Raw genomic sequence first — 24,726 nt, 5'->3', positions numbered from 1 at the left:
TACGAGCATGGACGCGTCCGCGTCAGCGCAGTTCGAGCAGGTCGACTCCTCTGCGATTTACGAGACCAGGGTTGCCGGCTCGGTTGGCTGGGCCGGCTACCTTCTCGGCACGGGCTCGTCTCTGCCACCGTTCATCAATTACGACGACTCGCTGAAGAAGTACGGTGGCAGTTATTTGTTTGCGACACAGCGGCCCGCCGATCTCGATCGGGATCCCGGCGGGTTCGCCGAGCGTGTCCGGGCCTATATCAGCAAGGCGACGCGCAATCGTGCTGTCGTCTGGCTCGCGTCGGCCAACCCGGTCGCGTTCGGCGACTTCGAGCGCTATGGCGTCTCCTTCATCAATCTGCCGCCGGTCTACCAGGTCTCGGGCAACCTGAACCTGTGGTTTGCCAGCAACGCCAAGTTCTACATCCTCGATCAGAGCCGGATCGATATCGAGGGTGGGGCGCTGCGCCTGTCGGGCTCGGCGCTGAGCTCACCTCCGTTCATCGGCTTTTCGGGCAAGGGCGACAACCCGCTGGGCATTCGCCTTGCGCCGACCTCCAACAATCGCATCTACGCCTATGTGCCGTTCGGCGGCGCCAACACCGGTTGCGTAACCTTCGATGGGCTGCTCGATTCGAAGCAGGCGTTCGTCAGCCAGGGCTTGGAGCAGGGCATCCGCTACGTCATCAACAACAGCGCGACGACGTCGCTGCAAGCTGCGCAATATGCAGCCATGACGGTGGCGGCGTTGCCGTCGCAGCTTTCGATCGCAGGTGCCTTCGACCTCGGCGATCCGGCCAACCGCGTGATCGGCCGAGAGCAGCTCGAGCAGGGGTATCTGCGTTCGGGGTTCGCCATCAAGGGGGCGCCTGCGCTGACGAGCGAATTCCGCACGACCGGCGGGCGTGTCGTGCAACTGACGCCGCTCGGGGCTAGCAGCACGGACACGGCGCCGGCGCTCGGAGCAGGGGGCTTCGCCTTTGCGACCAGCGCCGCGAAGACGGCCGCGGTCGACACTGGCACGACCTATCTCAGCCTGGCCGGCCACTATGCGCTCGGCGCCGATGGCAGTTCGGCGGGGCAGCTTGCGAAACTGATGGGTGGACTATTCGGATCGGAGGCGCTCAGCTTCAAGGCGTACGACGCCAGCCAGCCCGCAGCGCAGAACGATCGTCTCAACGCCATTCCCTCGAAGCCCGGCTACGCGCCGGTGTTCCCATTCGAGACGGCGGATCTCAACCGTCCCGCGAGCGGTGCCGTTGCGCCGCGCCTGACCGACGACCACCAGACCTCCTGGGTGACCATCGTCGCCGGCAGCGGGACCGTCGACTATCTGGCCGAGCCCGAGGGCAGCGCGATCTACGGTGCGGCCGCGGCCGGCGCCGCGAATGCGGAGATACTCCAATCCGCGCCGCCGTTCATGCCGCTCGCCCAGGGCAACGACAAGACGTTCCCGCTGGCGCCTTATGGAGCTGCTGCGAGCAGCGGCCTCGATGGCGCGACGCTCGTCCAGTTCGAGAGCCAGATCGTGGCCGCAACCCGCAAGTCGCTGATCTCGAGCTATGGCAGCAAGACGTGGTCGGCGCGGGTGCAGGCGGCGCGGGCTCACGCGTTGCGCGGCACGCTGCCGGACGGCCCGAGCGCCGATGGGACGACGCCGCAGGGCTTCATCATCGAGCGAGATCCGACGACGGGGGCCTATCTGAAGGTCAGTATGGCGCAGTCGATCGACCGCGACGGCAACACCCTGCCATTCGCGCTATCCGCTCCCTCCCAGGCGATGCAGGACGCCTTGCAGACCAACCAGCTCTTTCTGGTCGCCGTCAATCCGGAGCCGTTCGGCACAGGCGCCCAGTTCGCCAACACCGTCAATATTGCGGGCTGGACCATGACCGCGGCGGTCGGCGCCGGCGCCTCGGCCACCGCCTACCGCAACGTGATGATCATGAAGTTCTGCTCTGGCTCGTTGCTGGAGCGGGTCACGAATGCCAATCGCTGGACGTCCGCGGAGCAGTTCTCTTTGTTGCCCGGCACACCGCCGGTGACCGCTGCGCTGTCCTACACCGGCCTGTCGCAATGGCTACAGGACTACATCGCGGACGCCATCGCACGCTCGAAGGGACCGTCCGGCCCATTCTACGAGAATTTCGCGCGCATCGCCCAGGACCCGAACTGGACCGGCGTCATCGTGCTCGCGGCCGACCTCGGCCAGCGCGACATGCCGCCGGAGATTGCGGGGCTTGCCGCCGGCATCGACTTCACCCGCTTCAACGCTCATCATTTCGGCTTCACCGTCAGCCGCGTCACGGTCGACGGCCGGAGCGGTCGGATCACGATGCCCCAGGGCAATTCGAGCCTGTTCGGGCTGATCGACTACGAAGATCCGCGCTATGCGATGAACATCTCCAACGGCGTTGCGCCTGACGTGCCGGTGGCGGTGCAGATGAGCGGCGAGTTCGATTTCACCGTGCTGCAGCTGCAGTCGTTGTTCGAGAACGCCAGGCTGACGCGGTTCGACAGCCACGTCCAGCTCTCGGTCGCGGCGCTGTTCGGCGCGCCGGTGTCGCGGCTGTACTCGCGCGGCAAGCCGCAGCCCTTCACGGGAATCGTGCTCAAGGGCAGCTATGTCGATCAGGGCGGCCGCGGCGCCTATGTCTTCGAGCAGAACACGACCAACGTGCTGACCAGCCCGTCGAACGTGCTGCCGGCCGTGGCCTTCGACCGGGTGCAGTTCAACACGATTGGCACCCAGGACCAGGGCGCCACGGTGGCGAGCAACTTCCTCGTCTGGGGGCAGCTCGATTTCACGGCGCTTCAGAGCACCATCGGAGAGACGCTCGACCTGCTGTCGTTCGGCAGTCCGCCGGATACGCCCGAGGAGGCGCTCGGTGTCGGGCTCGCCTTCTCCGGCCTCGTCATCGGCATGACCTATCCGCAGGCGACGCCCGGAGCCAAGAGGTTTGGGGTCGCGACCGGCAACCTGGCCTGGAATCTCAACGGCTCGACGATGCGCGACACCAGCCTGTTCCGCGGCTTCGCGCTGCAACTGAAGAGCTTCGTCAACGCGACCGGTGATCAGAAGCCGTCCGATCTCGGCTTCCTGCCGGTGACGTCGCAGCTCAACCTCACCGAACTCGAGGGGCCCTGGTTCGGGGTGGTCTACGACATCACGCTGGGCGGTCCGGGGGCGCTCGCCTCTGGCGTCGGCTTCCAGTCGCAGCTGCTCGCGGCATGGTCACCGGTCACCACCGGGTCGGATGCGCAGCACGCGGTCTTCATCGGCATGAGCCTGCCGGGCGCGGCGCCCGGCGCCAGCCTGTTCAGCATCCAGGGCGTCATCAAGGTTGCGGTCGGTGCGATCTCGATCCTGCGCCAGCCGGTTCCGACCGCAAAAGGGCGCATGCTGGCCGAGGACGGTCCGAAGTGGTTCTACTGCCTGCGGATCGACGATATCGCCATCAAGATATTCGGCATCGCCAAGCTGCCGCCGTCCGCCAACATCCAGTTCTTCCTGTTCGGCGATCCCGACAACACCGGCAGCCTCGGCTGGTACGCCGCCTATGTCGCCGACGACAATCCGGGCTGCGAGCAGTCGCTCGCATTCGCCGCACGCAAGCCCGAGCTTCAGGAGCCGTCATCATGACGCGGATCCTGTTCTGGAATATCGAAAACTTCTCGGTCAACAAGATCTTTTCGGCCTCGATCAAGCGGCAACGCGGGCATGGCGGTCTCAACGACATGCAGAGCGCGATCCAGCGCCGCGCGGTGATCAATGCCGTGCTGGCGGCCGTGCAGCCGGACATCATCGTCATCATCGAGGTGAGCTCGGGCGACAATGCGCCCAACGCTCTGGCGAGCCAGACCGGCGGCATCAATGCGCTCGCCATGGTGCAGTTCGGGCTCAACAACCCCGCCACGATGGTGGCGGGCGGATGGAACGCCGTGCCGCCGCTCTACACCGGGGTCGGTGGGCGCTCAGAGACGGTCGGCATTCTCTATCGCCGCACCAACACCGCTGGCACCCTCAACCGTTACTTCACCGGGCCCAACATCTGGACCGGCGGGCATGGCGGCGTGTCGGTGCCGCCGGGCGGCGGCGTCGCCATGCCGTACAATGGCATGGTGGTGCCCCTCGGTGCCGTCAACGTCAATGGAATGCTGGTGCCTCCGGGCCTGGGCGGAGTGCGCCAGATCCCTGCGGGTGCCCAGCACAATGGCGGCCTCAACGAGGACGTCGTCGCGGCGAGGATCGCCTTCACGACCACGCTCGGCGCTCCTGTTGCCTTTGCCGGGCTGCGCGAGCCGTTCATGGCGACGTTCACCGAGGCCAATAATCTCGGCGTCGTGCAGCGAGACCTTACCATCTTCGGCATCCATTCCCCGCCGAACAATCCGGCGGCGGCGAACTACATCACCACGCTGTCGACGATCAACGACGTCGTCGGCGCTCTGGGCGTGAACGAGACGCGGGTGATCGGCGGCGATTTCAACGTCAACCTGTTCGCCGTCAATGGTACCGCCTCGGGCCTCTATAATCCGCTCACCGGCGGTCCCGGTGCCTACACGCTGCTCGTCAGTCCGACGGCGGTGGGCGTTCCTGTCAATCTCGACCAGTACAAGGGTTATTTCTCCACCCATATTCGCGGCAAGGACAAGACGGCGGCGTCCAAGTTCCTCTGGTCCAACGGCGGCGGGCCGGGACAGAGCTTCTATCCCGGCTACGGCTATGTCGGCTCGAACTTCGTCGCCGCGCCGTTCTACTCGATCGACAACGTCCTGGTCTGGCCGCACAACGGCATGCACAACTATCAGACCACGATCATGAACACGGTGACCGGCACGCCGATGAACGGGGTCATGGCGCCGCCGGACAATCCTCCCCCCGGTGCGATCGCTTTGGCCAACCAGTTCACCGCGCCGCCGATGGGGTGGCCGGGCGCACCGACGGCGGCGAACTATCCGGGGATCGGCGGTGCCGGAAATCTGACCGGCTGGAGCAACTACGGACGCGTTCGCAACACCAGCGATCACTTCGGCATCTCTGCCGACATCTGAGGGAGCGCCGGCTGATGAGCGCTATCGACAATCTCCGCGCCGCTGTCGAAGCCGCCGCCGGCGACACCGCCTTCGCGCTCGATGCCGCCTTCCTGACGGCGGGCCTCGCCGATCCCGCCGTGAAGGTCCCCGCCGACTACGACGCCTGGCTGAGCCAGGCCTTCTTCCTCAAGGCCGCGGCCGACTTCAAGGTGACGGTGGCAAAATCCGATGTCGGGCCCGTCGAAGGGACGGCGTTCACGGTGCAGTCGGCGACGATCCCGTTCATCGGCGCCTCGGCTCCGCTGGCCGCGAAGGCCACGCTTGTCTTCACCGTGGACGGAGACCAACTGATCGTGCAGGCCGAGGCGACGCCATCGAACTGGACCTGGACCAGCAGCTTCGCCTTCATGGGCGGCTTCCCGTTCAATCAGTTCGGCACCCTGAAGAACGTCAGCTTCGTGTTCTCGACGGCGACCGGCACCTACCCGTATGGTGACTCCGCAGGGCGTGCCGTGAGCGGCGGCGCGGTGCAGAATTTCGTTGCCAAGGTCGCTCTGCCGGATGTCGCCAAGCCGTTCCTGCTGCTGTTTCCAGGCCTCACCGCGCCGACCGGCGATCTGCTGCTGAGCGGCGCGCTCAACATGGGCATCTTCAACGGCGAGACCGTGCTGTTCCCGCCGGGGCAGCTGCGGGCCGCGATCCAGGACGGCACGTTCAAGCTCGCGTCGCAGTTCACGGTCAGGGATCCGAGCCTCGCTCTGACCATTCCCGCGCCCGATGGCGCCGATGAGGTCGACGGCGTGCTGGTGCTGGCCGATCCCGCCGATCCGGATGCCGGAGATCAGGCGCCGACGCTCGCGATCTCCTCGCAGTTCGACGTCGGCAGCACCGGCTCCTATCAGCTCGACGTCGAGATCACACCCGGCGCCGATGCCAACTATTCGGTGGCACTTGCCGTCGTCGAAGGCGGCGCGCCGCTGACGCCGGCCACGGTGATCGAGGTGATGGGCGGCAATGGCGGCTATCTCGCCGCGACTCCCGATGTGCTGCAGCAGTTCCTCGCCTTTGTCGGTCTCAACGGCTTCTCGATCGCCGGCACGCTCGGCCGCTCGCCGACGATCACGGCGGTCTCGATCGAGATCGGCAGCTCGAAGGATACGAGCTGGCAAATCCTGCCGCCGACCGGGGTGCTCGACTTCAAGATCACGAGCTTCGCGCTGCAATGGTCGATGGCCTATCCGTTCGACGGCACCAAGCGGCAACAGACCTACGACTTCACGACCGAATTCGTACTGGCGCCGAGCGTCTTCAAGGGGCCCGACGGCGAGGGCGACGGCGTGTTCACCGTCCAGTTCACCTCCGCGAAGCAGTTCTTCGCATCCTTCGCCGGGACCGCGAAGCTGAGCGACTTCCTGACGGCACTGTCCGGCGGTGCCGTCGTGCTCGACGTCGAGAATGTCGGCGATTTCGAACTTGGCGACATCGCGGTCGCGGTCGACTACGGCGCGCAGAGCTTTCAGTTCGACGCCGGCTTCAGCCTCACGCTCAATCTGCTCAAGATCAACAACCAGCCGATCCTTGCCGTGCGAGAGGGGACGGTCTCGATCGCGGCGCAGACTCCGACGCAGACGCCAGACGGGGGCAATGCGACGACGCTGCTGCGGGCGGCGCCGCTGCCGATGCTCCGGACCTCGCGAGGGGGCGCGCTGCAAACCGCCTCGCAGACGCAATGGAAGTCGAGCGTCGGAGGCTTCCTCGATGTCGGCCCGTTGCACACCAAGGTCAGCGTGACCTATGACGGGTTCGAAACGCCGAAGCGGTGGGACCTCGCCGCCTCGCTGGAGGAACCGCTCGAGGTCTCGGACCTGATCAACCAGTTCTTTTCGCCCGGCAGCGCCTACGGTTTCCCGAGCTTCCTGCCCGGCGACCTCATCATCTCCGAATTCGCAATCACCGCGACCATTCCGGCCGAGCAGGGCGAGCTGAAGACGAGCTACGACATCACCGTCGGCTTCAGCTGGACGTTCGCCTTCGGCGATCAGACCGTCGGCATCGATCCGGCGCGGCTCGGCGTCAGCTATGACGGCCAGAAGCCGGCCCAGCAGCAGTTCTCCGGCTTCGCGCAAGGCACCTGGATCTACTCGGCGATCAACCTCAAGCTCACGATGGGCTATGAGTTCAAGACGACGGATGCGGGCTCCAACAACATTCTGTTCGTCGAGTGGGAGGGTTTTCGAGCGGATTGGGAGAGCGGCAAGGAGCTGGTCACGTTCAGCCTCAAGGGCTGGAGCATCGGCTCGCTGGTGCAGGCGCTGGTGCGTACGCTCGGCAATCCTTACTTCACGCTGGATTCGCCATGGGACCTGCTCAACCAGATCTCGCTCGATGCGCTGCGTGTCAACGTCTCGCTCAAGAGCGGCGAGAGCTTCTCGCAGCGCCTGTCGGCCAGCTACGAGCTGTCGAGCCCGATCAATCTCGGCTTCATCAGCATCACCGCGCTGACCTTCCGTCGCGGCACCGACGGCAAGGTGACGCTCGCCATCGAGGGCTCGAGCCCGCTCGTCGCCGACGATCCGGCATTCAAGAATCTGCTCGATCCCGCCAAGGGGCAGGACGTGCAGAACCTGCCGTCGGTGCCCGGCCGGGGCGAGGAATGGTTCAAGCTGTTCCTGCTGGTGCTCGGGCAGCGCATCGGCATCACCGGCCATTCCAGCTTCAACAGTACCAAGGAAGTGATCTGCGCACTGCAGTCTGTCCCCAGCACGACGGGCAAGATGAATCCGGTCGATCCCAATGCGGACGACGGCGGGACGCCCGGACTGCCCTATTACGACCAGTCCAACAACTGGCTCATTGCCGGGCATCTCGGCCTGATGAAGGTGGCCGGCGCCTGGTCGATCGATGCCATGCTGGTGTTCAATGACCCGAATCTCTACGGCCTGCGGCTGGCACTCGCCGGCGAGAAGATGGGCGGGCTCGCCAACCTCGTCGTCGACATCCTCTACAAGAAGATCACCGACGACATCGGCGTCTACCAGATCGACTTCACCTTCCCGGACATCATCCGCAACCTCAATTTCGGTGCGGTGTCGATCACGCTGCCGCAGCTCGGGATCAAGGTCTACACCAACGGCGATTTCTTCATCGACATCGGCTTCCCGTACAATCTCGATTTCCGCCGCTCCTTCTCGATCTCGGTGATCGTGTACGGCGTGCCGGTGCTGGGCGCGGGCGGCTTCTACATCGGCAAACTGTCTAACGCGACCTCGACCAAGATCCCGAAGACCAACCTCGGCACTTTCGATCCCGTCATCGAGTTCGGCATAGGGCTGCAGCTCGGCCTGGGCTACAATTTCGAGAAGGGGCCTCTGAAGGCGGGCTTTGCGCTCACCGTCTTCGGCATCGTCGAAGGCGTCGTGGCGCCGTGGCATCCCTATGACCCCGCGCGCACGCTGGCATCGCGCGCCAGCAGCGGCGCGCTGCAGAGCGACTATTATTTCAAGCTGTCGGGAACGGTCGGCATCATCGGCCTGCTGTATGGCAGCGTCGACTTCGCGATCATTTCAGCCTCGGTCAATGTCAAGATCGTGCTGTCGATCCAGCTCACCTATGAGAGCTATCGCGAGATTCCGGTGGTCGCCAACGCGAGCGTGACGATCAGCCTCAAGGTCAAGATCAATCTCGGCCTGTTCTCGATCTCCATCAGCCTGTCGTTCTCGGCCCAGGTCTCTGCGACCTTCGTGATCGGACAGACCAGCACGGCGCCATGGGAGGTTCAGGGGGCACGCGCCGACGCGCTGCTGATGCAGCGGGCTCACGCGCGCGGACCGGACGCGGCCATGCGGCTGGCGCGCAGCTTGAAGCCGCGACCGAAGCGGCTCGGGCCCGCTAGCGCCCGCCGGATGGGCCTTGCCGCCGCAGATGGCAACAAGCCGAAGCTGTCGCTGATGGCGGGCGCGCAGTACACCGTGCTTGCTCCGGAGGCAGCCACAGACGCAGCCTCGAACCAGGGGGCATTCGTGCTCCTGCTCGCAATGGACGCGCCGGATGCCGCGGCGAGCGCGCCGTCCGCCACCAAGACGTCCTTCGACGTGCTGGCCGAGGTCTACTTCCCCTGGATCATCGACGCACTGGGAAACGAGAGCGGGGATGCGGCCGAGCTCACCGAGACGCTGGCCATGTCGGTGACGCTCACCCAGCTCGAGGCCTATGTCGCGCGTCTCGCTGACACGGCCGATCCGTTCCTGTCGATCAAGGGCCTGCTGCAGTTCCTGGCCGACGGCTTCACGCTCGACATCTTCAATCCGGCGACGGCGCAATCGTCGGGGCTGAAGACCAAGCTCGATGCCGGTTCGGTGCTGTTTCCGGTGTTCGACGGATTGAAGCTGCAGGTCCCCGGCATGTCCGGTGGCCAGACCTCGCCGATCGCGTTCGAGACCTACACCACGGCCACGCCCGGCTACGCGACCGCGGTCAGCAAAATATTCGCGCAGGTCGCCGCGAACATCGAGGCCCAGAACAAGGAAACGCGCCGGCTTGCCGCGGAGACCGATGCGAGCTCGGCGGAGTCGATGGCGGCCCTGGTGTTCGTCGACACCTTCACGCTGATCGCGCGCCAACTGCTCCAGGCCGCGGCCGACGCGCTGCAGAGCTATGCCTATCCGCTGACCCCGACGAGCAGCATCGGTGCTATTCTCGATGAGCTCAACGGGATCGCCGGCAACGCCTTGACGATTGCGGATATCGTACAGCCCAATGTCGACCATGCCTTGGGGGCCGGGCTGTCCCTGCATATCGACGGCCTCGAATATGTGGTGCAGAGCGGGGACACCCTGCAAGGCATCGCCGGCCGCTATTCCGATGCGGCGTTGCCGCCGCGCTGGATCACGACTCCGGACCGCCTGATCGTGGCCAACCGGGCCCGTCACATGCTGCAGGGCGGCGTCGTCCTGCTGCTCACCAACAGCCACGGCCAGGAGCAGATCTGTGTGACGCGGCAGGGCGACAGCTTCGACGACATCGCGCTGCAGCTCGGCGCGATCTCGATCGACGCGCTCGCTGCACAGAGCGTGCTCTACGGCGTCGCCGGCCTGCTGCAGCCGACCTTGCCGCTCGCGATCTGGCCGATCGCCTACAGGACCGCAGGGACCTCCGGCCCGTCATCCGATACCTTGTCGACGGTCGCGAACCTGTTCCAGACCACTGCGGTTGCGGTGGCGGACGCCAATCGCGGCGTCGCCGGCCTGTTCTCGGTGCAGGCGGAGCGCGGCCTGCTCACGGTCGGCAGTCTTCAGGCCCTGTCGGTCGGCGCGTTGTGGTCGGCCATCGCGGCCACGGGCCAGGTCGGGCAGACCGCCGGCATGGTCTCGCGCTTCCTGGTCTATGGATTGCGGCTGCCGGTCCGGGACGGACTGACCCTGTCGCCTGCGTTCCTCTATCCGAGGACGCAATCGGGCTACGGCGTCTATCAGCTCACGGGCCAGCAATTCCCGACGCCCAGTTCTGCCACGAGCTACAAGGTCGGCTTCGCACGCGAGACTCAGAGCCACGACGTCCCGCTCGATTTCATCTTGCTGAACGACACCACCGACCTCAGCATGGACGTCGATCTGAGTCAGGCCTATGCCGCGCTGAACGTCGTCGTCAGCTGGGCCAGGGCGCCGGGCAATTTCGTCCCGAGCCCGACGTTTGCGGCGCTGCCGCTCGCCGAGCGTCAGCCGCGGCCGTTTACCGCCAGCGGCTACGCGCGCTGGTCGAGCGGATCCGTCGCGAGCCTGTTGGCTCTGACGAACCGCAGCGGCGTGGCCGCGGCGGCCGATGCCGGCGCGCAGGTGCAGCCGACGCTATGGAGCCTGCCGCCGGCGCAGACCAATCTGGTCGCCACGCGGGAGCAGTCGATCCGCGCTGTCATGCCGGATCTCCGCTCGACCTTTGCGCTGCTGCCGAAGTTCCAGCCGCAGACCGGGCGCAGCAATCCCGCGACCGGACGCACAGACTATGCGGACCTGGGGCGCTGGGCCTGGTGCACGCGGCTCGATATTGAGATCAAGCGTCTGCCGGACGCGGCGGCGCTGGCTGCTCAGGGCACCGGCGCAGGCGATCTGCCGAGCGGTCCGGCATCGGCGCCGTCGCTGCCGTTCGTCTATGAGCTCGTCGGACCCAGCTCGGAGGACGCGGTGCGGCTGCAGCGCATCCTGACCGCCATGGATGCGCTGGGCGAAGGCATCGCCTCCGCCGTCTTCCTGCTCTACAACCAGTCCGGACCCGGCGCGCCGATGCTGGTGACGCCTGCGGACGCCGACTTCCTCGCCTTTATCACCCAGACCAACCTGTCGACCGAGACCAATCCTGCGGCGGCGCTGCGCCTGATGCTGAGCGCCGAGGACGCTCCGCCGCGCGGCATTGCCAATTCGCCGGCGCAGTTCATCCGCCTGATGTGGGAGCTCAGCACGGTCCGCAGCGGCGGCTACTATCTCTACTACGAGAACGTCGAAAGCGAGGAAGGCCTGCCGGCGGCCGTCTTCGATTCCTCCGGCTCTGGCATTGTGACAATGGTCGTGACGTTCGCGGCGCAGGGCAGCGAGTCCTTCGGCACCACGCTTCCCGACTTCGTCAACGCCTTCGTGACGACCGACGCTGTCGATCCGCAGAGCGATCTGGTACAGACGGTGTCGCTCGCCTCGACCGCCCAGACGGCACCGGTTGCGGCGGGAGCATCGCTCGATGCGCTCGCGGCGATCTACGGCCCCGGGCCCGGGCGGATCGCCGAGGTCAACGCGACCAAGCCGCTCGCCGCGGGCGCGCTGGTGCCGATCGTGGGCGCGGTGCGCCAACTGACCGACGCGGATCTGGTTCGCGGCACCGGGGGGGCCATCGACGCGCAGGCCACGCTCGACAAGCTCGCCAAACTGTTCTCAGCCGGTGCAGTCCATCCTATCACCGGCCAGGACATCGCCGCCTTCAATCCACAAGTCGCTGTTGCGCTGGCCGCCGTGTTCTACATCCCGCCGCTGGCCTATCAGGTCAGTTCCTCGGCCGCGCCCGGGATGAGCTTTGCCAGCATGGCCTCCTATTACGGGTTGGATGTCGACCTGATCGCCCGTGGCGCCAGCGCAGCGCCCGGGCTGTTCCCGGTCAATGCCGTGCTCGATCTCGATCCGCAGCTGTTCTCCCTGCGCGACCAGTTGCCACCGCAGAACATCGGGTTCTCGTTGACGCGCGACAATCTCGGCCTGCCGCCGGACGATCCAGCGGCGCCGGACTTTGCCAAGAAGACGATGTATCAGCTCTACACCTCGCTGGCCGCGGGGCTCGCGGGCAACGTCTTCTACAAGGCTACTCCGCTGGGCATGCCGTTCGGTCCCCAGGACCATGACGACGATGAGTCCAGTGCGTTCGAGAGCCATGCGCGCTCGGCGCGGACGCGCGGCGACCGCCTGGCGCAGGTTGCGATCGCTGATCTCGACTATCGCCAGTCGATCGGCATTGGTGCGCAGTTCGCGCTGGTCAACGCCGCGCCGGACCCGTCTGATCCGGATCTGCCGCCGAAGGCGGCCAATCCCTATCTCGGCGTCGGCACCATGGCGCAGGTCGCGCTGCAATGGCGCGACATCTTCGGCAACACCACGGTGACACCGTTCGAGGCGCCGCCGCAAGGGTACCGCGGCGCGCTCAACGGGGCTGCGGTGTCGATGCTGTACCGCGATGAGCTGATCGGGCTGGGGTCCTGGATCAATACCAATGCCAGCTACAGCTATGACGCGGCGGGCGGTGCCGCGTTCAAGCTTGCATTGTCCCTCAACGCCGCCGCCTATGCCGGGCCGGACGGTGCGGCGCGGGCCGCCGACGATCTCTCGCTCTACACCCGGATCTACTATCAGCTGCATCAGGATTATTCCGCCGATGTCGCCGTTCCCGTGCCGGGCGTCTCCGGTAACGCGGTGGCGATGCGGCTGTCGAATTCGCTGATGGCAAAGCCCGATGTGGATCTTGGCGATGCGCAGGCGGACATCATTCGCGGCTATGTGCGCGCGTGCGTGCTGTATCTGAAGCTCGTGACGCGCGGCCAGGCGCCCGCAGCCCCGGCTGTGACCTTGTCGCTTCCGGTCGACGTCAATGCGATCGCCGCCGGCAACATCCTCGAGCTCGATGTCACGCTCACGTTCAGCCGCAATCCGCTGCTGGTCGACCCGGCGGTGGCGGCGTTGCAGGGCGGCACCGGCGTGGCCGCGGCGATCCTGCCGCGTGCCGACGGCGACGGCAATGTATCCTACACGGAGTTCAGCAAGATCGTCGAAACGGTCTTCGTCACCGCCGACTGGTATCTCAAGGTCGGGCAGGGCCTGTCCCGCGACGGTGAGGATGCGGCCGACGGCGCTCAGCAGCTCTGGGCCGTCCGCTTCGGCAAGGCGGCCGGGCAGGGCATCCATTTCAAGCTGGGCACGTCACCGAGCTATTTCGCGCCGAAGCCGATCGCCAAGGCGCTTGCCAGCGGCGATGCGACGATCACGCGCTATGACAGCGGCGACACCGACACGCTGCATCTCGACGGTGTCGATCTGAACCAGTGGTTCCAGAGCGCGCTGGATGCCATCGATCAGTTCCTGTCGGCCGACTACGCGCCGCACGCGTTCATCCTCGACCGGATCGACGGCGTGACCGATCCGCTCAAGGACGGTTCGCTGGGAAGCGTGCTGTCGACCAAGGAATCGCTGGCCGATACGATCAGCCTGAAGACGCTGCCGGTGCTGTCGACCAGCGCGGGCGATCCTTCAACCGGATTCGCGGCCAGCGAGAAGCTGCGCCAGCAGCTGCTCAATCAGCTTGGCGCAGCCTATCGGGCCGGTGCGGCCGTCGTGTTCGGATTGACCGAGGTGACCGGCGGAGGCGATAGCAACCCGGCCGGTCCGCCGAACCTCTACGGTCAGCCGGGCGGCAGCATCAAGGGCGCCGCGGACAATCAGAATTTCACGCTGACGTCGACGCGCATCCCGCTCGGCGAAGTCTACGATCCCGCCAGCAAGACCTGGTACGATCCGCGGCTGGCCTTCGTATTTGCCACCAAGAACGTCGTCGACCAGGCCTATGTGCCGCTCGAGCTCACGCTCTCGCTCACTCATCTCGAATTCGAGCGGCGCACCGTCCCCGGAATCGACGGCTATGTCGATTCGCGATGGCTCGCCTTCGTCAACGGGCCGTTCAGCTATCCGCTGGGGACGCAGGTCACCAACATTCCCGTGGTCAACCGCGATCTGCCGACGCCGCCGACGGTCTCCGCGCAGCAGGCGCGGCAGCTCACCGGCGAGGGCACGACCGATCCATCGAAGCTGAACGCCTGGGGTTATTTGTTCGACTACCTCTATCAGCAGGCGGCAGCCGACGCAGTGTCCTGCACGATGGAGTTCAACCGGCCGACCGAGCCGACGCTGCGCGGCTCGGCCAGGTTGAGCGGCGAGCCCGACCTGTTCACCGCGCTCGCGCAATTCGTCACCAACTATCCGGCGATCCTGCGCGACCTCAACCAGTATCTGGTCGGCATCGATGGCGCCGAGCCGGATCCGGCGACGCTGGCTGCCGCGCGCAAGGCGACCGCCGCCTTTGCGCTGGAGACCAGGCAGATCGCGGATGCCTATGCGCGGGAGACGGTCGGGCCTGCAAGGCTGGCGGTCGCACCGGCGCATGTGATCGTGAAGTTTCTGTCGACGCTCGACAGCACCAGCGACGGGCACGCGCGCATCAATCTCGTCAACATCACCATCGATGGAACGGCGGCGAGCTGGAATGCGGCGGCCAACACGATCTCGAACGGCACGACCACGCTTCCGGCGCCCGCGATCGCGATTGCACCCGAGCTCTATACGCCCCAGGCCGTGCCTCCGGCAGAGCTGCCCGTCGGCGTGCAGATCGCCTACGTCTATGCGCGTCAGGTCGACGGCAAGACGGTTTATCTCGGCGAAGAGGAGGCACGTGAGTTGCCGGCCCGAACCGTTTCGATCGCTCCGCTCGACGTGCTGCTATACCAGAGCGGCTGGGCGTCGGTGTTCGTGCAGCGCAATCTCGCGCTGTTCCCGCTGGCAGATCTCAAGACCACCAGCACCAACCCGGCGTTCCTGTTCCAGACGCCGGAGGTGCGGTTCGCGTCCACAGTGGTTCCGCAGCTGAACTACACGGCGTTCTCGCTCGACGCGATGTCGGGGGCGACCGGTGACCTCGACGCGCGCCTGACGACGTTCTTCGCGGGGCTCTATGCCGGCGGCAATGGCGGCACCAGCGACGAGGTCGCGATGCAGGGCATGTACAGCTACGAGATCGTGGCCGGCCAGCCGGCGATCCCGCGCGTACGGCTGCCGATCAACCTGCTGACGCCGACCCCGTCAGCGGTCGATCCGGGCGTGAAGCCGCCCTTCGTGGCCCCGTTCGCGCAGATGATCGATACGTGGCGGGCGACGACGAAGCCAACGACGTCGGGCCGTGCCCGCGTCGAGATCGAGCTGAAGGTCTTCGGTGGCGTCGGCGATGCGACGCAGCCGTTGATCCAGGTCGGCCGGCTCACTCACGAGGTCACAACCGCTTGAGGCCGTGTCGGTCCCGGCATCGCAACTGCGGCCGCCGTGGGAGGTCATCTGGACAGGCCCAGCCCGCAGAGTCGGATCGCACCGGCTCAGGGCGCCGGAGTTGGGCTGGTCAAAGGCTCTGGCGCGCTCGGAGAGATTCGAACTCCCGCCCCTCGGAATCGAAATCCGATGCTCTATCCAGCTGAGCTACGAGCGCGCGATGCGGGCCAAATCTCCCGCGTCACCGGGATACCAGACTTGGATGGCCAAGGCCAGCCTCCGCAGGACATGAACGGTCGTTCGCCGAAGCTGGCGGGGCGTCCATGGATGGCGTCAGAAGCAGGGATGCCGGCGTCGGTCCTGGCCGATGTAGGCCGCCGAGCTCTGGTAGCAGTGGTTGGTGGAAGGACCGTCATAGAACGCAAAGCTACCGGGCAGCGGGCCGGGGCCATAATTGTGCAGGAAGCTGATGGCGTAGGGCAGCCCGTAGTGGTGGCGATGATGCCGATGATGGCTGCGCGCCTCGGACGTGGCCGGCACCAGGGCGGCAATTGACACGATCAAGGCGGCGGCGAGGGATGCGAGCTTGCTCATGACTTTTCTTCTCCGGAAAACGACGTCAAGGCCGGCCGTCTGGCTGATAGCCTAACGCGGAAGTGGCGGAAAGGGTGCGCAAAAGGCGATAACCCGTCAAAATTTTGGCCTTTTCCGCGTGCTTAAGAAGATCATGACAAGGTCCGGCAAGTGCCGTCGTGCATTGGGCCCGAGGCGTTGTCGCGACAGCGCCAGAAAAGACCGGGTTTGCCGTCCGATCCATGAATCGCCTGATCCCAAGCGTCGTGCTCCTGCTGGTCGCCGCTAGCCCGGCGCGTGCGGATTTGCACATTACGCGTGACCATGGTGGCTACATCGAAGAGTACAAGGCCAAGTACAGGCATGTCAGGGAAACGCGTCAGCGCGTCATCATCGACGGCATTTGCAATTCCGCCTGCACGCTCGTCTTCGGCTTCGTGCCGCTCAACAGGATCTGCGTCACGCCCAGGGCCAGCCTCGGCTTCCACCAGGCCTATTACGACAAGGCGTTCACGTTCGGCATCAAGGTCACCAGCATGGAGGGGACGTCCGAGCTGATGTCCTATTACCCCGATTCGGTGAAGGACTGGATCCGGCGCAACGGCGGGCTCACCACCGAGATGAAGCGGATCAAGAACGGCATCGAGCTCTGGAAGATCGTCGACCCCTGTCCCGACGTCTGGTGAGGGCACCGCCCGCACGGAATCTCTGTCCCAGCAGACCTCTGCCGGCAATCCGATCGCAAGCCGGCCGGCGTCCGCGCGGCATCACCGGTCGCTGCGTCGCGCGGCGGATGCCAGGTCCCGGCTCCCAACCGCACGGCGACAAACGAAACAATCCAGCGCCAGATCGTCCCCACTACCGGGCACTGGATTGTTTCGCCAAGACCATCAGCGAAGGTGACGAGTCGCCTTCGGTCTCGAGCCAGGCAGAATCAGCGCTTGGCCTTCTTCGTCTTCTTCGCCGCTTTCTTGGTGGCCTTCTTGGCCGTCTTCTTCGCAGCTTTCTTGGCCGCCTTCTTCACGGTCTTCTTGGCGGACTTCTTGGTCGCGACCTTCTTGGCCTTGGCGGCGGCCCGCTTGGGTGCAGCCCTCTTGGAGGTCTTCTTCGCGGTCTTCTTGGCCGCTCGTCGGGCCTTAGGCGCCGTCGTGATCACCGGATCCTTCGGCACCTCGGCGGGCATGCTGGTCTCGGTCACGGTCGGATCAGAGAGTGGAGTGTCGTCCATATCGGGTCCCCCGATTTGTTGGAAACCCTGCGACGATAGCTGGATTCTCTGTACTGTCAAAGCGCGCCCCAACTAATCACTTGTGCGCAAGCTCGCGTAGGCTGCCAGCGCGCGCTCCCGCCCGGGCTTGTGATCCACGATCGGCGCCGGGTAGGTGCGGCCGAGTTCAACCCCGGCCTCGGCGAGCTCGAGCGGCTTCGCCGCCCAAGGCTGGTGGATCAGCGTGGCCGGCAGGCGCGCCAGCTCCGGCACCCAGCGGCGGACATAGGTCCCGCGAGAATCGAATTTTTCGCCCTGCAGCACGGGATTGAAGACGCGGAAGTAGGGCGCGGCGTCGGCGCCCGATCCCGCAACCCATTGCCAACTTGCCGGATTGCTGCCCGGGTCGGCGTCGACCAGCGTGTCCCAGAACCACTGTTCGCCGAGCCGCCAGTCGATCAGAAGGTGCTTCACGAGCAGCGAGGCGACCACCATGCGGACGCGGTTGTGCATGCTCCCGGTATGCCAGAGCTCGCGCATCCCGGCATCGACGATCGGATAACCGGTTCGCCCGCGCTGCCAGGCCTGCAGCGCTGAATGATCCTGCGCCCAGGGAAAGGCATCGAAGGCCGGCTGCAGATTGCGGGTTGCGAGGTCGGGATTGTTGTAGAGCAGGTGGCGGCTGAACTCGCGCCAGCCGAGCTCACTCAGGAACTTGTCGATGCCGGCGGCGGAAGCTGGCCGCTCGGCGGCGGCAAATCGCGCCGCATGCCAGACCTGGCGCGGGCTGATCTCGCCGAAACGCAGATGCGGCGACAGCCGGGAGGTCGCCTCGATGTCGGGCCGGTCGCGATCGGCGGCATAGGTCTGCACGGCCGTTTCGAGAAAGCTGGCGAGGCGCGCCTGTGCCGCGCGCTCGCCGGCTTGCCATGACGCTCGCAGGCCGCCGGCCCAGTCGGGCTTGCGCGGCTCGAGCGCGAGCTCACCGATCGGCAAGCTTGCGCCGCCGGGGGCGTGCGACAGCCGGGCCGGCCGCGGCAGTGGCTTCGGCGGATCACCCAGAGCGAGCACACGCTTCCAGAACGGTGTGAACACGCGCGGGCCGCGCCCATCCTTGCCGCGCAACTCGGCCGGATCGACCAGAAGGTCATCGGGAAACACGCGTGAAGAGACGCCGATCTCGGCGAGCGCTGCTTCGACGCGGGCAGCCACGGCGCGGGGGCCGGCCTGCGCGACATCGTTCCAATACACCGCGCTGGCCCTGGTTTGGCGCGCCAGCTCGCCGAGCACCTTGGCCGCGGAGCCGCGCCGGATCACGAGCTCGGCGCCGAGCGCATGTAGTTCGGCCTGGAGTGCACGCAACGATTGCGCGAGCCACCAGCGCGCCGCGCCGCCGAGCGGACGCAACCCAGGGCTTTCCTGATCGTGGACGTAACTACAAACGATCCGCGTGCCCGACTTCGCTGCTTCATGCAACGCGGGGTGGTCGGACAGCCGCAGGCTCTCGCGAAACCATACGATGATGGGGGAGGAGGACATGATCGGGGTATCTTATTGCCGTTTTTATCGAGAGTTCCGGTATTCTACGCTCCGGAAAATAACCGCTTTGAAACCAACTACGGGCAGTTTGAGATTCAGTTGCAGTTCCCCTGGAAGGTTTATCTCGTGTCCGTCAAATTGAAGCTCGGCACCAAGGCGCTGATTGGCGCCGTTGTCGTGATCGCCCTGAACACAGCTCTCGTGGTCGGCGCGGCGTACTGGTCGCTGTCCTCCGATTTCACGGATCGCGCCAAACGCGACATCGAAGGCAATCTGCGCACCTTCGCGCTGACGTTCACCGAAACGTTCGGCGACGCGAAAGTCAGCGTGCAGAACGGCGTCGTTACGCGCATCGAGATTCCGGCGATTCCCGAGATCAAGGATCACGCGATCGTCGATCGCGCGGTGTCCTATGTCGGCGGCAGCGCCACGCTGTTCGTGGTTGATGACAGCGGCCAGTTCGTCCGCCGCTCGACCAATGTGAAGAAGGAGAATGGCGACCGCGCCGTGGGCACCCAGCTTGCCGCGGATCATCCGGCGCAGGCGCTGCTGCGGCGCGGCGAGGCCTACAAGGGCCCCGCGACGCTGTTCGGCAAGTCGTTCATGACCGCTTATTTTCCTGTCACCAATCCGGCTGGAAAGGTGATCGGCATTCTCTATGTCGGCGTGCCCATGGCCGAGCTCGACGCCATGCTGTCGCAGGCGATGCGGACCATGGTCGTCGCCGCTGCGATCGCCGCGCTGCTGGTGCTTGGCTTGACCATGCTGGCGGTTCGCCGCGTCACCAAGCCTCTCGCCGCGGTGACCGACGCGCTCACCGCCATCGCCGAGGGCCGCGAGGACGTTGCGATCAAGTCCGATGACCGCAGCGACGAGATCGGTGAAATCGCCCGCAGCCTTGTCGTGTTCCGCAGTGCCGCGAGCGAGCGGCGCCGGATGCGCGAGGAGCAGACCGCTGCGGCCGCAGCGGCTGTCGAGCAGCGCAAGGCCGAGCTGCAGCGTTTCGTCGATTCGTTCCAGGCCAGCATCGGCGGCATCATCGAGAACGTCTTGACCTCGTCGGGCGAGTTCGAGCGCGAGGCGCGCCAGCTCACCCAGACGGCGCGGACCACCGCCGACCTGTCCGGCCACTCGGCCGGCGCGTCGGAGACCGCATCCGAGCACGTCCGCACTGCGGCTGCTGCCTCGGACGAGCTGTCCGGCTCGATCGCCGAGATCATCCGCCGCGTGCAGGAGTCCAACGCCATCGCCGCCGAGGCGGTCAACCAGGCGACCGCGACCGACCAGCGCATCAAGGAGCTGTCCGACGCCGGCAACCGCATCGGCGACGTCGTCAAGCTGATCACCTCGATCGCCGAGCAGACCAACCTGCTGGCGCTCAACGCCACCATCGAGGCCGCCCGTGCTGGCGATGCCGGCCGCGGCTTCGCGGTGGTCGCTCAGGAGGTCAAGACCCTGGCCGGCCAGACCGCCAAGGCGACGGAGGAGATCTCCAGCCAGATCGCCAACATGCAGACCGTGACCCAGGAATCGGTCGACGCCATCAAGGCAATCGGCTCGACCATCGAGCGCATCAACGGGATCGCCGCCTCGATCTCCGCCGCCGTCGAACAGCAGCGCGCCGCTACGCAGAACATCACCCAGAGCGTCCGCTCGGCCGCAACCGGCACCGCAGAGGTCGTCGAGAACATCCGCAGCGCGGCGCGCGGGGCAGGCGAGACCGGCGAAAGCTCCAACCGGATGTTCGCCTCGGCCCAGGCGCTGTCCGGCGAGAGCCTTCGGCTGAAGGCCGAGGTGCAGAAGTTCCTCGACGGCATGCGCGCGGCCTGACACGGCTGCTCACCCGTAGCGCAATCGTGGCAGGATGGTCACGATGCCCGGAAACAGCGTGAGCAGAAGCACGAAGCCGATCGTGATGACGAGGTAGGGGGCGGTCACGCGCGCGATGTAGCCGAGACCGTCCTCCGTCAGGCCCTGGATCACGGACGGTGCCCGGGACGACAACAGAGATCTGCGCAAGCGTCTCAAGACATGACCTCGCATTCCCGCGGCATGATCAGCCCGAGTTCTGCTGCATGCTCACCCTCTGCAAAACGAGAGGGCGCAGGGAATGCCGGGTGAAGGCCTCACCCATGGCCCGCCTGCGAAAAAAATGCAGGCGGCAGGTACCACAGGCAAAGCCGATCAACCGGCATTCCCTGCGCGATGTCTTCACGCTTATACGCAGTCTCCCTGGTGCGCCGGGCGTGTTGGCCACCATGATCCGCGCGGCGCGTTAGCGCCGTCGCGAACGTGACACCAGCTTCGGGGTGTCAGGACGCTGCGACTTCACGTCCGCGATCATGCCGGTCGTCTGCGCGAAACGCGCGTCCGGCATGGTTCGCGGCCACCGCATCCCGCACCGACGTTCGTGACGACGCGTACGTCCCTCTGCATGGGGCAGGACGACGCGGATCATACACGATTTACGAGAAAACGAAAGAGAAAAATTCGGCCTTTTCGAAATGGGGCGGCCGACCTCCCGGCGGCGGTCAGGCGTGATTGCTGTCTCCGCGGCCAGGCTCGATCTTCTGATCCGGTCTCTGCAGGGCCGCATACACGGCGCCCAGCACGACGCTATACGCCTCGACCATCGCCAGCGAAAACAGCGCCGGGCCGGCGCCCAGGCCGAGCGACGTTGCGAACGGTCCAAGGCCGATGGCGGGAAACAACCCGATTCCGAGCAGCAACCAGCCGGCAAGCCCGAGCAGGAAGCCTTTGGCGACACCGCTGCCGCCGGGCAGGCGGTGGAAGAAGCGCCCGAACAGCAGGCCGATCAGGAAGGCTCCGTTGAGCTGCGAGAGCAACCACAGCGGCGCCCCATCATGCATCGCTCGGGCGAACAGGGGCGAGAGCGTGTCGAGAAGCGCCGTGGCGGGATCGAACTGCGGCAACAGGTGAAGCCGGCTCTTGAGCTCCATCAGGCCGATATGCGCCAGCGTCCCGCAGCCCGATGCGACCGCCGATGTCCATATCCAGCGATAGCTGCGTATCGTTGTCATCTCCTCAATTCGCCATGGCTCTGCAGTGATCCGTTGATCTCGCTCAAGCATCAAAGCTCGCCGCGCGCTTAGTTTGCGCAAACTCATCGGTGCCACGTCAAGGAGTTCTGCCATGCGATTAGATCCACGCGCGCTGGTCTTCGCGGCCGCAATCGTGACCGTCACCGCCGCGCCGGCCTTTGCCCAGCCGGGCGCGGGCGGACCAGGGTGGGGCCCCGGCATGATGATGGGGCCGGGGATGATGGGCGGTCGGGGCTTCGGCTTCCTGTGCAATCCCCGCATGGCCGGATTTGCCGAATGGCGGATGTCGCAGATCGAGGCCGCCATCAAGCCGAACGACACGCAGCGGGCGCGGCTCGATGATCTCAAGGCGGCATCGGCAAAGGCCGCGGAGCTGATCACGAAGGACTGCCCGGCGACGCCGCCGGTCAAGGCGACCGACCGCCTCGCACTGGCGGAACAGCGCCTCGACACGATGCAGCAGGCGATCAAGATCGTCCGCCCGGCGTTTCAGGCGCTTTACGACTCGCTCGATGACAAGCAGAAGGCGGCCATGGACGCCAGCGGTCCGCGCAACTGGGGCTGGCATCACTGGCATTGGCCGTGGAGCGACGAGTAGCCGAGACCTGGCGCGGCAGTGGCCGCGCGTCTCGCCTTCCCGGCCGCGCGGCCGTCGACCATCGGTGTCGTCCGGGCGGGCTGGGCGCACTGAGCAGGACGGCATTTGACCGTTCACGGCCCTCGTGTTCCGGCGCGGCATGGCGTAAAGCAGCCGGATCGAAACGAGGTTTCCCGTCACTTGTCCTTTCCCACGACGAATCCGCCGCTCGCCCGCGCCCTGGCCGAGCGCAATTATGAGACTCCGACGCCCGTACAGCTCGCCGTGCTTGCACATGACGCCGTCGACCGTGACCTGCTGGTTTCGGCGCAGACCGGCTCGGGCAAGACCGTGGCCTATGGGCTGGCGCTTGCGAAGAACCTGCTCGGCGAGGCCGAGCGGTTTGCGCGGGCGACCGCGCCGCTGGCGCTGATCGTGGCGCCGACGCGCGAGCTTGCCTTGCAGGTGCAGCGCGAGCTCGCATGGCTCTATCAGCACGCCGGCGCGCGCGTCGTCTCCTGCGTCGGCGGCATGGATCCGCGCCGCGAGCAGCGCGAGCTCGAGGCGGGCGCCCATATCGTGGTCGGCACGCCCGGGCGGCTGTGCGACCATCTGCGGCGCGGGCGTCTCGACATCTCGGAATTGAAGGCCGTGGTGCTCGACGAGGCCGACGAGATGCTCAATCTCGGCTTTCGCGAGGACCTCGAGTTCATCCTCGAGACCACGCCGGAAACGCGCCGGACCCTGCTGTTCTCGGCGACCTTCCCGCGCGGCATCGTGGCGCTGGCGAAGCAGTATCAGGACGACGCGTTCCGGATCGAGGTCGAGGGCGACGAAGGCGGGCATGCCGACATCGAGTACCGCGCCATCCGCATCGCCGCCGACGATGTCGAACACGCGGTCGTCAACGTGCTGCGCTTCTACGAGTCGCCGAGCGCGATCGTATTCTGCAACACCCGCGAGAAGGTGCGCCATCTGCAGGCGGCGTTGCTGGAACGCGGCTTTTCCGTCGTCGCGCTGTCGGGTGAGCTGACCCAGAACGAGCGAACCACGGCGCTGCAGTCGCTGCGCGACGGGCGCGCGCGGGTGTGCGTGGCAACCGACGTCGCAGCACGCGGCATCGATCTCGCCAAGCTCGACCTCGTGGTCCACGCCGAGCTGCCGAACGATCCCGAGGTGATGCAGCATCGCTCGGGCCGCACCGGCCGCGCCGGCCGCAAGGGCGTGAGCGTGCTGCTGGTGCCGCCGGCGCGGCGGCGGCGGGCGGAAACGCTGCTGAACCTCGCCGGCATCGAGGCCGCGTGGGGCGCGGCGCCGCAAGCTGATGAGATCCGCAAGCTCGATCAGGAGCGCATGCTCCACGACCAGGTGTTCACCGAGGAGACGACGGCGGAGGATCTGGCGCTCGCGCAGGCGCTGCTGGCGGAGCGGTCGGCCGAGGACATCGCCGCCGCATTGGCGCGGCTCTATCGCGCGCGGCTGCCGTCACCCGAGGACATTCTGGATCCGGGCCAGGATCGCGGCCGTGCGCGGGAGGATCGCGGTCGCGACACCGCCAGGCCGGCGCGCGGCGAGGAGCGGCCGCCGGCGCCCCGAACGAAGACAGGAAAGCCGTCGGCGCGCCACGGCATGGGCGAGCCGAGCGTCTGGTTCCGGGCGGCGATCGGGCGCAGGAAGAATGCGGAAGCGCGCTGGCTGCTGCCGATGATCTGCCGCCGCGGCGGCATCGACAAGCACGACATCGGCGCCATCAAGATCCAGGACACGACGACCGAGTTCGAGATCGCCGCGCGGGTCGCCGACGCTTTCACTGCGAACATCCGCCGTCCCGACAAGGAGGACAATATCCGGATCGAGCCGCTGGCGGGTGCGCCCTCGGGGCAGGCGTCACCGGACAAGCCGCGCGCCGACAAGCGGCCGCCGCGGCGCGAGGCGGACGAGACGGCCTACCATCCGCTGCAGCGCGATGAGCCGCGCGGGGGCAGGGACGCCAAGCCGCGCGGCAAGCCGCATCGCGAGGGGCCGGCGAAACCCGGCCAACAGCCGGCGTTCGCGAACAAAAAGCAGCATCGCGACAAGTCCAGCCACGGCGGACAGACGTATTCAGACAGACCCTCGCGGGCCAAGGCGCCGGGTGGAAAGAAGGCCAAGGCCAAGCGCCGCGGCTGATCGGCCCGGCCCGGGCGGGGG

General features: G+C 66.3%; 11 protein-coding genes, 1 tRNA gene and 1 pseudogene. 7 read left to right on the top strand and 6 right to left on the bottom strand.

The genetic code is table 11. The features are described 5' to 3' along the window. The first annotated feature begins 7 nt into the window (after positions 1-7). Genes ACQR0W_RS23325 through ACQR0W_RS23315 form a run of 3 tightly spaced genes read left to right on the top strand, consistent with a single transcriptional unit; the run spans position 8 to position 15,599 of the window. Complete coding sequence (locus tag ACQR0W_RS23325; protein ID WP_316170846.1) at positions 8-3,631, top strand: hypothetical protein; 3,624 nt, start codon at positions 8-10, stop codon at positions 3,629-3,631. After that, positions 3,628-5,043, top strand: a complete 1,416-nt coding sequence (locus ACQR0W_RS23320; RefSeq protein WP_316170845.1) for a hypothetical protein — start codon at positions 3,628-3,630, stop codon at positions 5,041-5,043. Before ACQR0W_RS23325 ends, ACQR0W_RS23320 begins: the two co-directional genes overlap by 4 nt. A gap of 14 nt (positions 5,044-5,057) precedes the next feature. Continuing rightward, positions 5,058-15,599 (top strand): LysM peptidoglycan-binding domain-containing protein, encoded by a 10,542-nt coding sequence (locus tag ACQR0W_RS23315; RefSeq protein ID WP_316187174.1) that lies wholly within the window; start codon positions 5,058-5,060, stop codon positions 15,597-15,599. A gap of 119 nt (positions 15,600-15,718) precedes the next feature. Here the strand turns inward: ACQR0W_RS23315 and ACQR0W_RS23310 are convergent. Next, positions 15,719-15,795: transfer RNA gene (locus ACQR0W_RS23310), tRNA-Arg, on the bottom strand. 116 nt (positions 15,796-15,911) lie between these two features. Beyond that, positions 15,912-16,172: a hypothetical protein gene (locus ACQR0W_RS23305; RefSeq protein WP_315717684.1), complete on the bottom strand. Its 261-nt coding sequence runs from the start codon at positions 16,170-16,172 to the stop codon at positions 15,912-15,914. Between the two features lie 221 nt (positions 16,173-16,393). Between ACQR0W_RS23305 and ACQR0W_RS23300 the strand changes: the two genes are divergently transcribed. Next, a complete protein-coding gene (locus tag ACQR0W_RS23300) occupies positions 16,394-16,837 on the top strand; it encodes a hypothetical protein (protein WP_315717685.1) in 444 nt (147 codons plus the stop codon). Between the two features lie 248 nt (positions 16,838-17,085). Here ACQR0W_RS23300 and ACQR0W_RS23295 read toward each other — a convergent pair whose 3' ends face one another. Then, complete coding sequence (locus tag ACQR0W_RS23295) at positions 17,086-17,379, bottom strand: histone (protein ID WP_316170843.1); 294 nt, start codon at positions 17,377-17,379, stop codon at positions 17,086-17,088. A 72-nt stretch (positions 17,380-17,451) separates the two neighbouring features. After that, positions 17,452-18,897: a cryptochrome/photolyase family protein gene (locus ACQR0W_RS23290; RefSeq protein WP_316170842.1), complete on the bottom strand. Its 1,446-nt coding sequence runs from the start codon at positions 18,895-18,897 to the stop codon at positions 17,452-17,454. A gap of 126 nt (positions 18,898-19,023) precedes the next feature. Here ACQR0W_RS23290 and ACQR0W_RS23285 point away from each other — a divergent pair, with 126 nt between their 5' ends. Beyond that, positions 19,024-20,727 (top strand): methyl-accepting chemotaxis protein, encoded by a 1,704-nt coding sequence (locus ACQR0W_RS23285; RefSeq protein ID WP_315717688.1) that lies wholly within the window; start codon positions 19,024-19,026, stop codon positions 20,725-20,727. Positions 20,728-20,736: 9 nt separating this feature from the next. Here ACQR0W_RS23285 and ACQR0W_RS23280 read toward each other — a convergent pair. Both ACQR0W_RS23280 and ACQR0W_RS23275 read right to left on the bottom strand, forming a co-directional pair. Then, positions 20,737-20,880, bottom strand: a pseudogene (locus tag ACQR0W_RS23280) (C4-dicarboxylate ABC transporter permease); the annotation flags it as partial. Between the two features lie 548 nt (positions 20,881-21,428). Then, positions 21,429-22,052 (bottom strand): DUF6789 family protein, encoded by a 624-nt coding sequence (locus tag ACQR0W_RS23275; RefSeq protein ID WP_316170841.1) that lies wholly within the window; start codon positions 22,050-22,052, stop codon positions 21,429-21,431. Between ACQR0W_RS23275 and ACQR0W_RS23270 the strand changes: the two genes are divergently transcribed. Together ACQR0W_RS23270 and ACQR0W_RS23265 are read left to right on the top strand one after the other, a co-directional pair. Then, positions 22,051-22,557 (top strand): Spy/CpxP family protein refolding chaperone, encoded by a 507-nt coding sequence (locus ACQR0W_RS23270; protein WP_315754798.1) that lies wholly within the window; start codon positions 22,051-22,053, stop codon positions 22,555-22,557. The genes ACQR0W_RS23275 and ACQR0W_RS23270 overlap by 2 nt on opposite strands. Positions 22,558-22,737: 180 nt before the next feature. Further along, positions 22,738-24,705, top strand: coding sequence for a DEAD/DEAH box helicase (locus ACQR0W_RS23265; RefSeq protein ID WP_316170840.1), 1,968 nt, complete (start codon positions 22,738-22,740; stop codon positions 24,703-24,705). The last annotated feature ends 21 nt before the right edge of the window (positions 24,706-24,726 follow it).

It is taken from the genome of Bradyrhizobium sp. HKCCYLRH1034 (assembly GCF_051168375.1).
In the GTDB taxonomy this organism is placed as follows: domain Bacteria; phylum Pseudomonadota; class Alphaproteobacteria; order Rhizobiales; family Xanthobacteraceae; genus Bradyrhizobium.
Note: the sequence above shows the minus strand (reverse complement) of the source record. Positions and strands in the feature narration are given on the sequence as shown.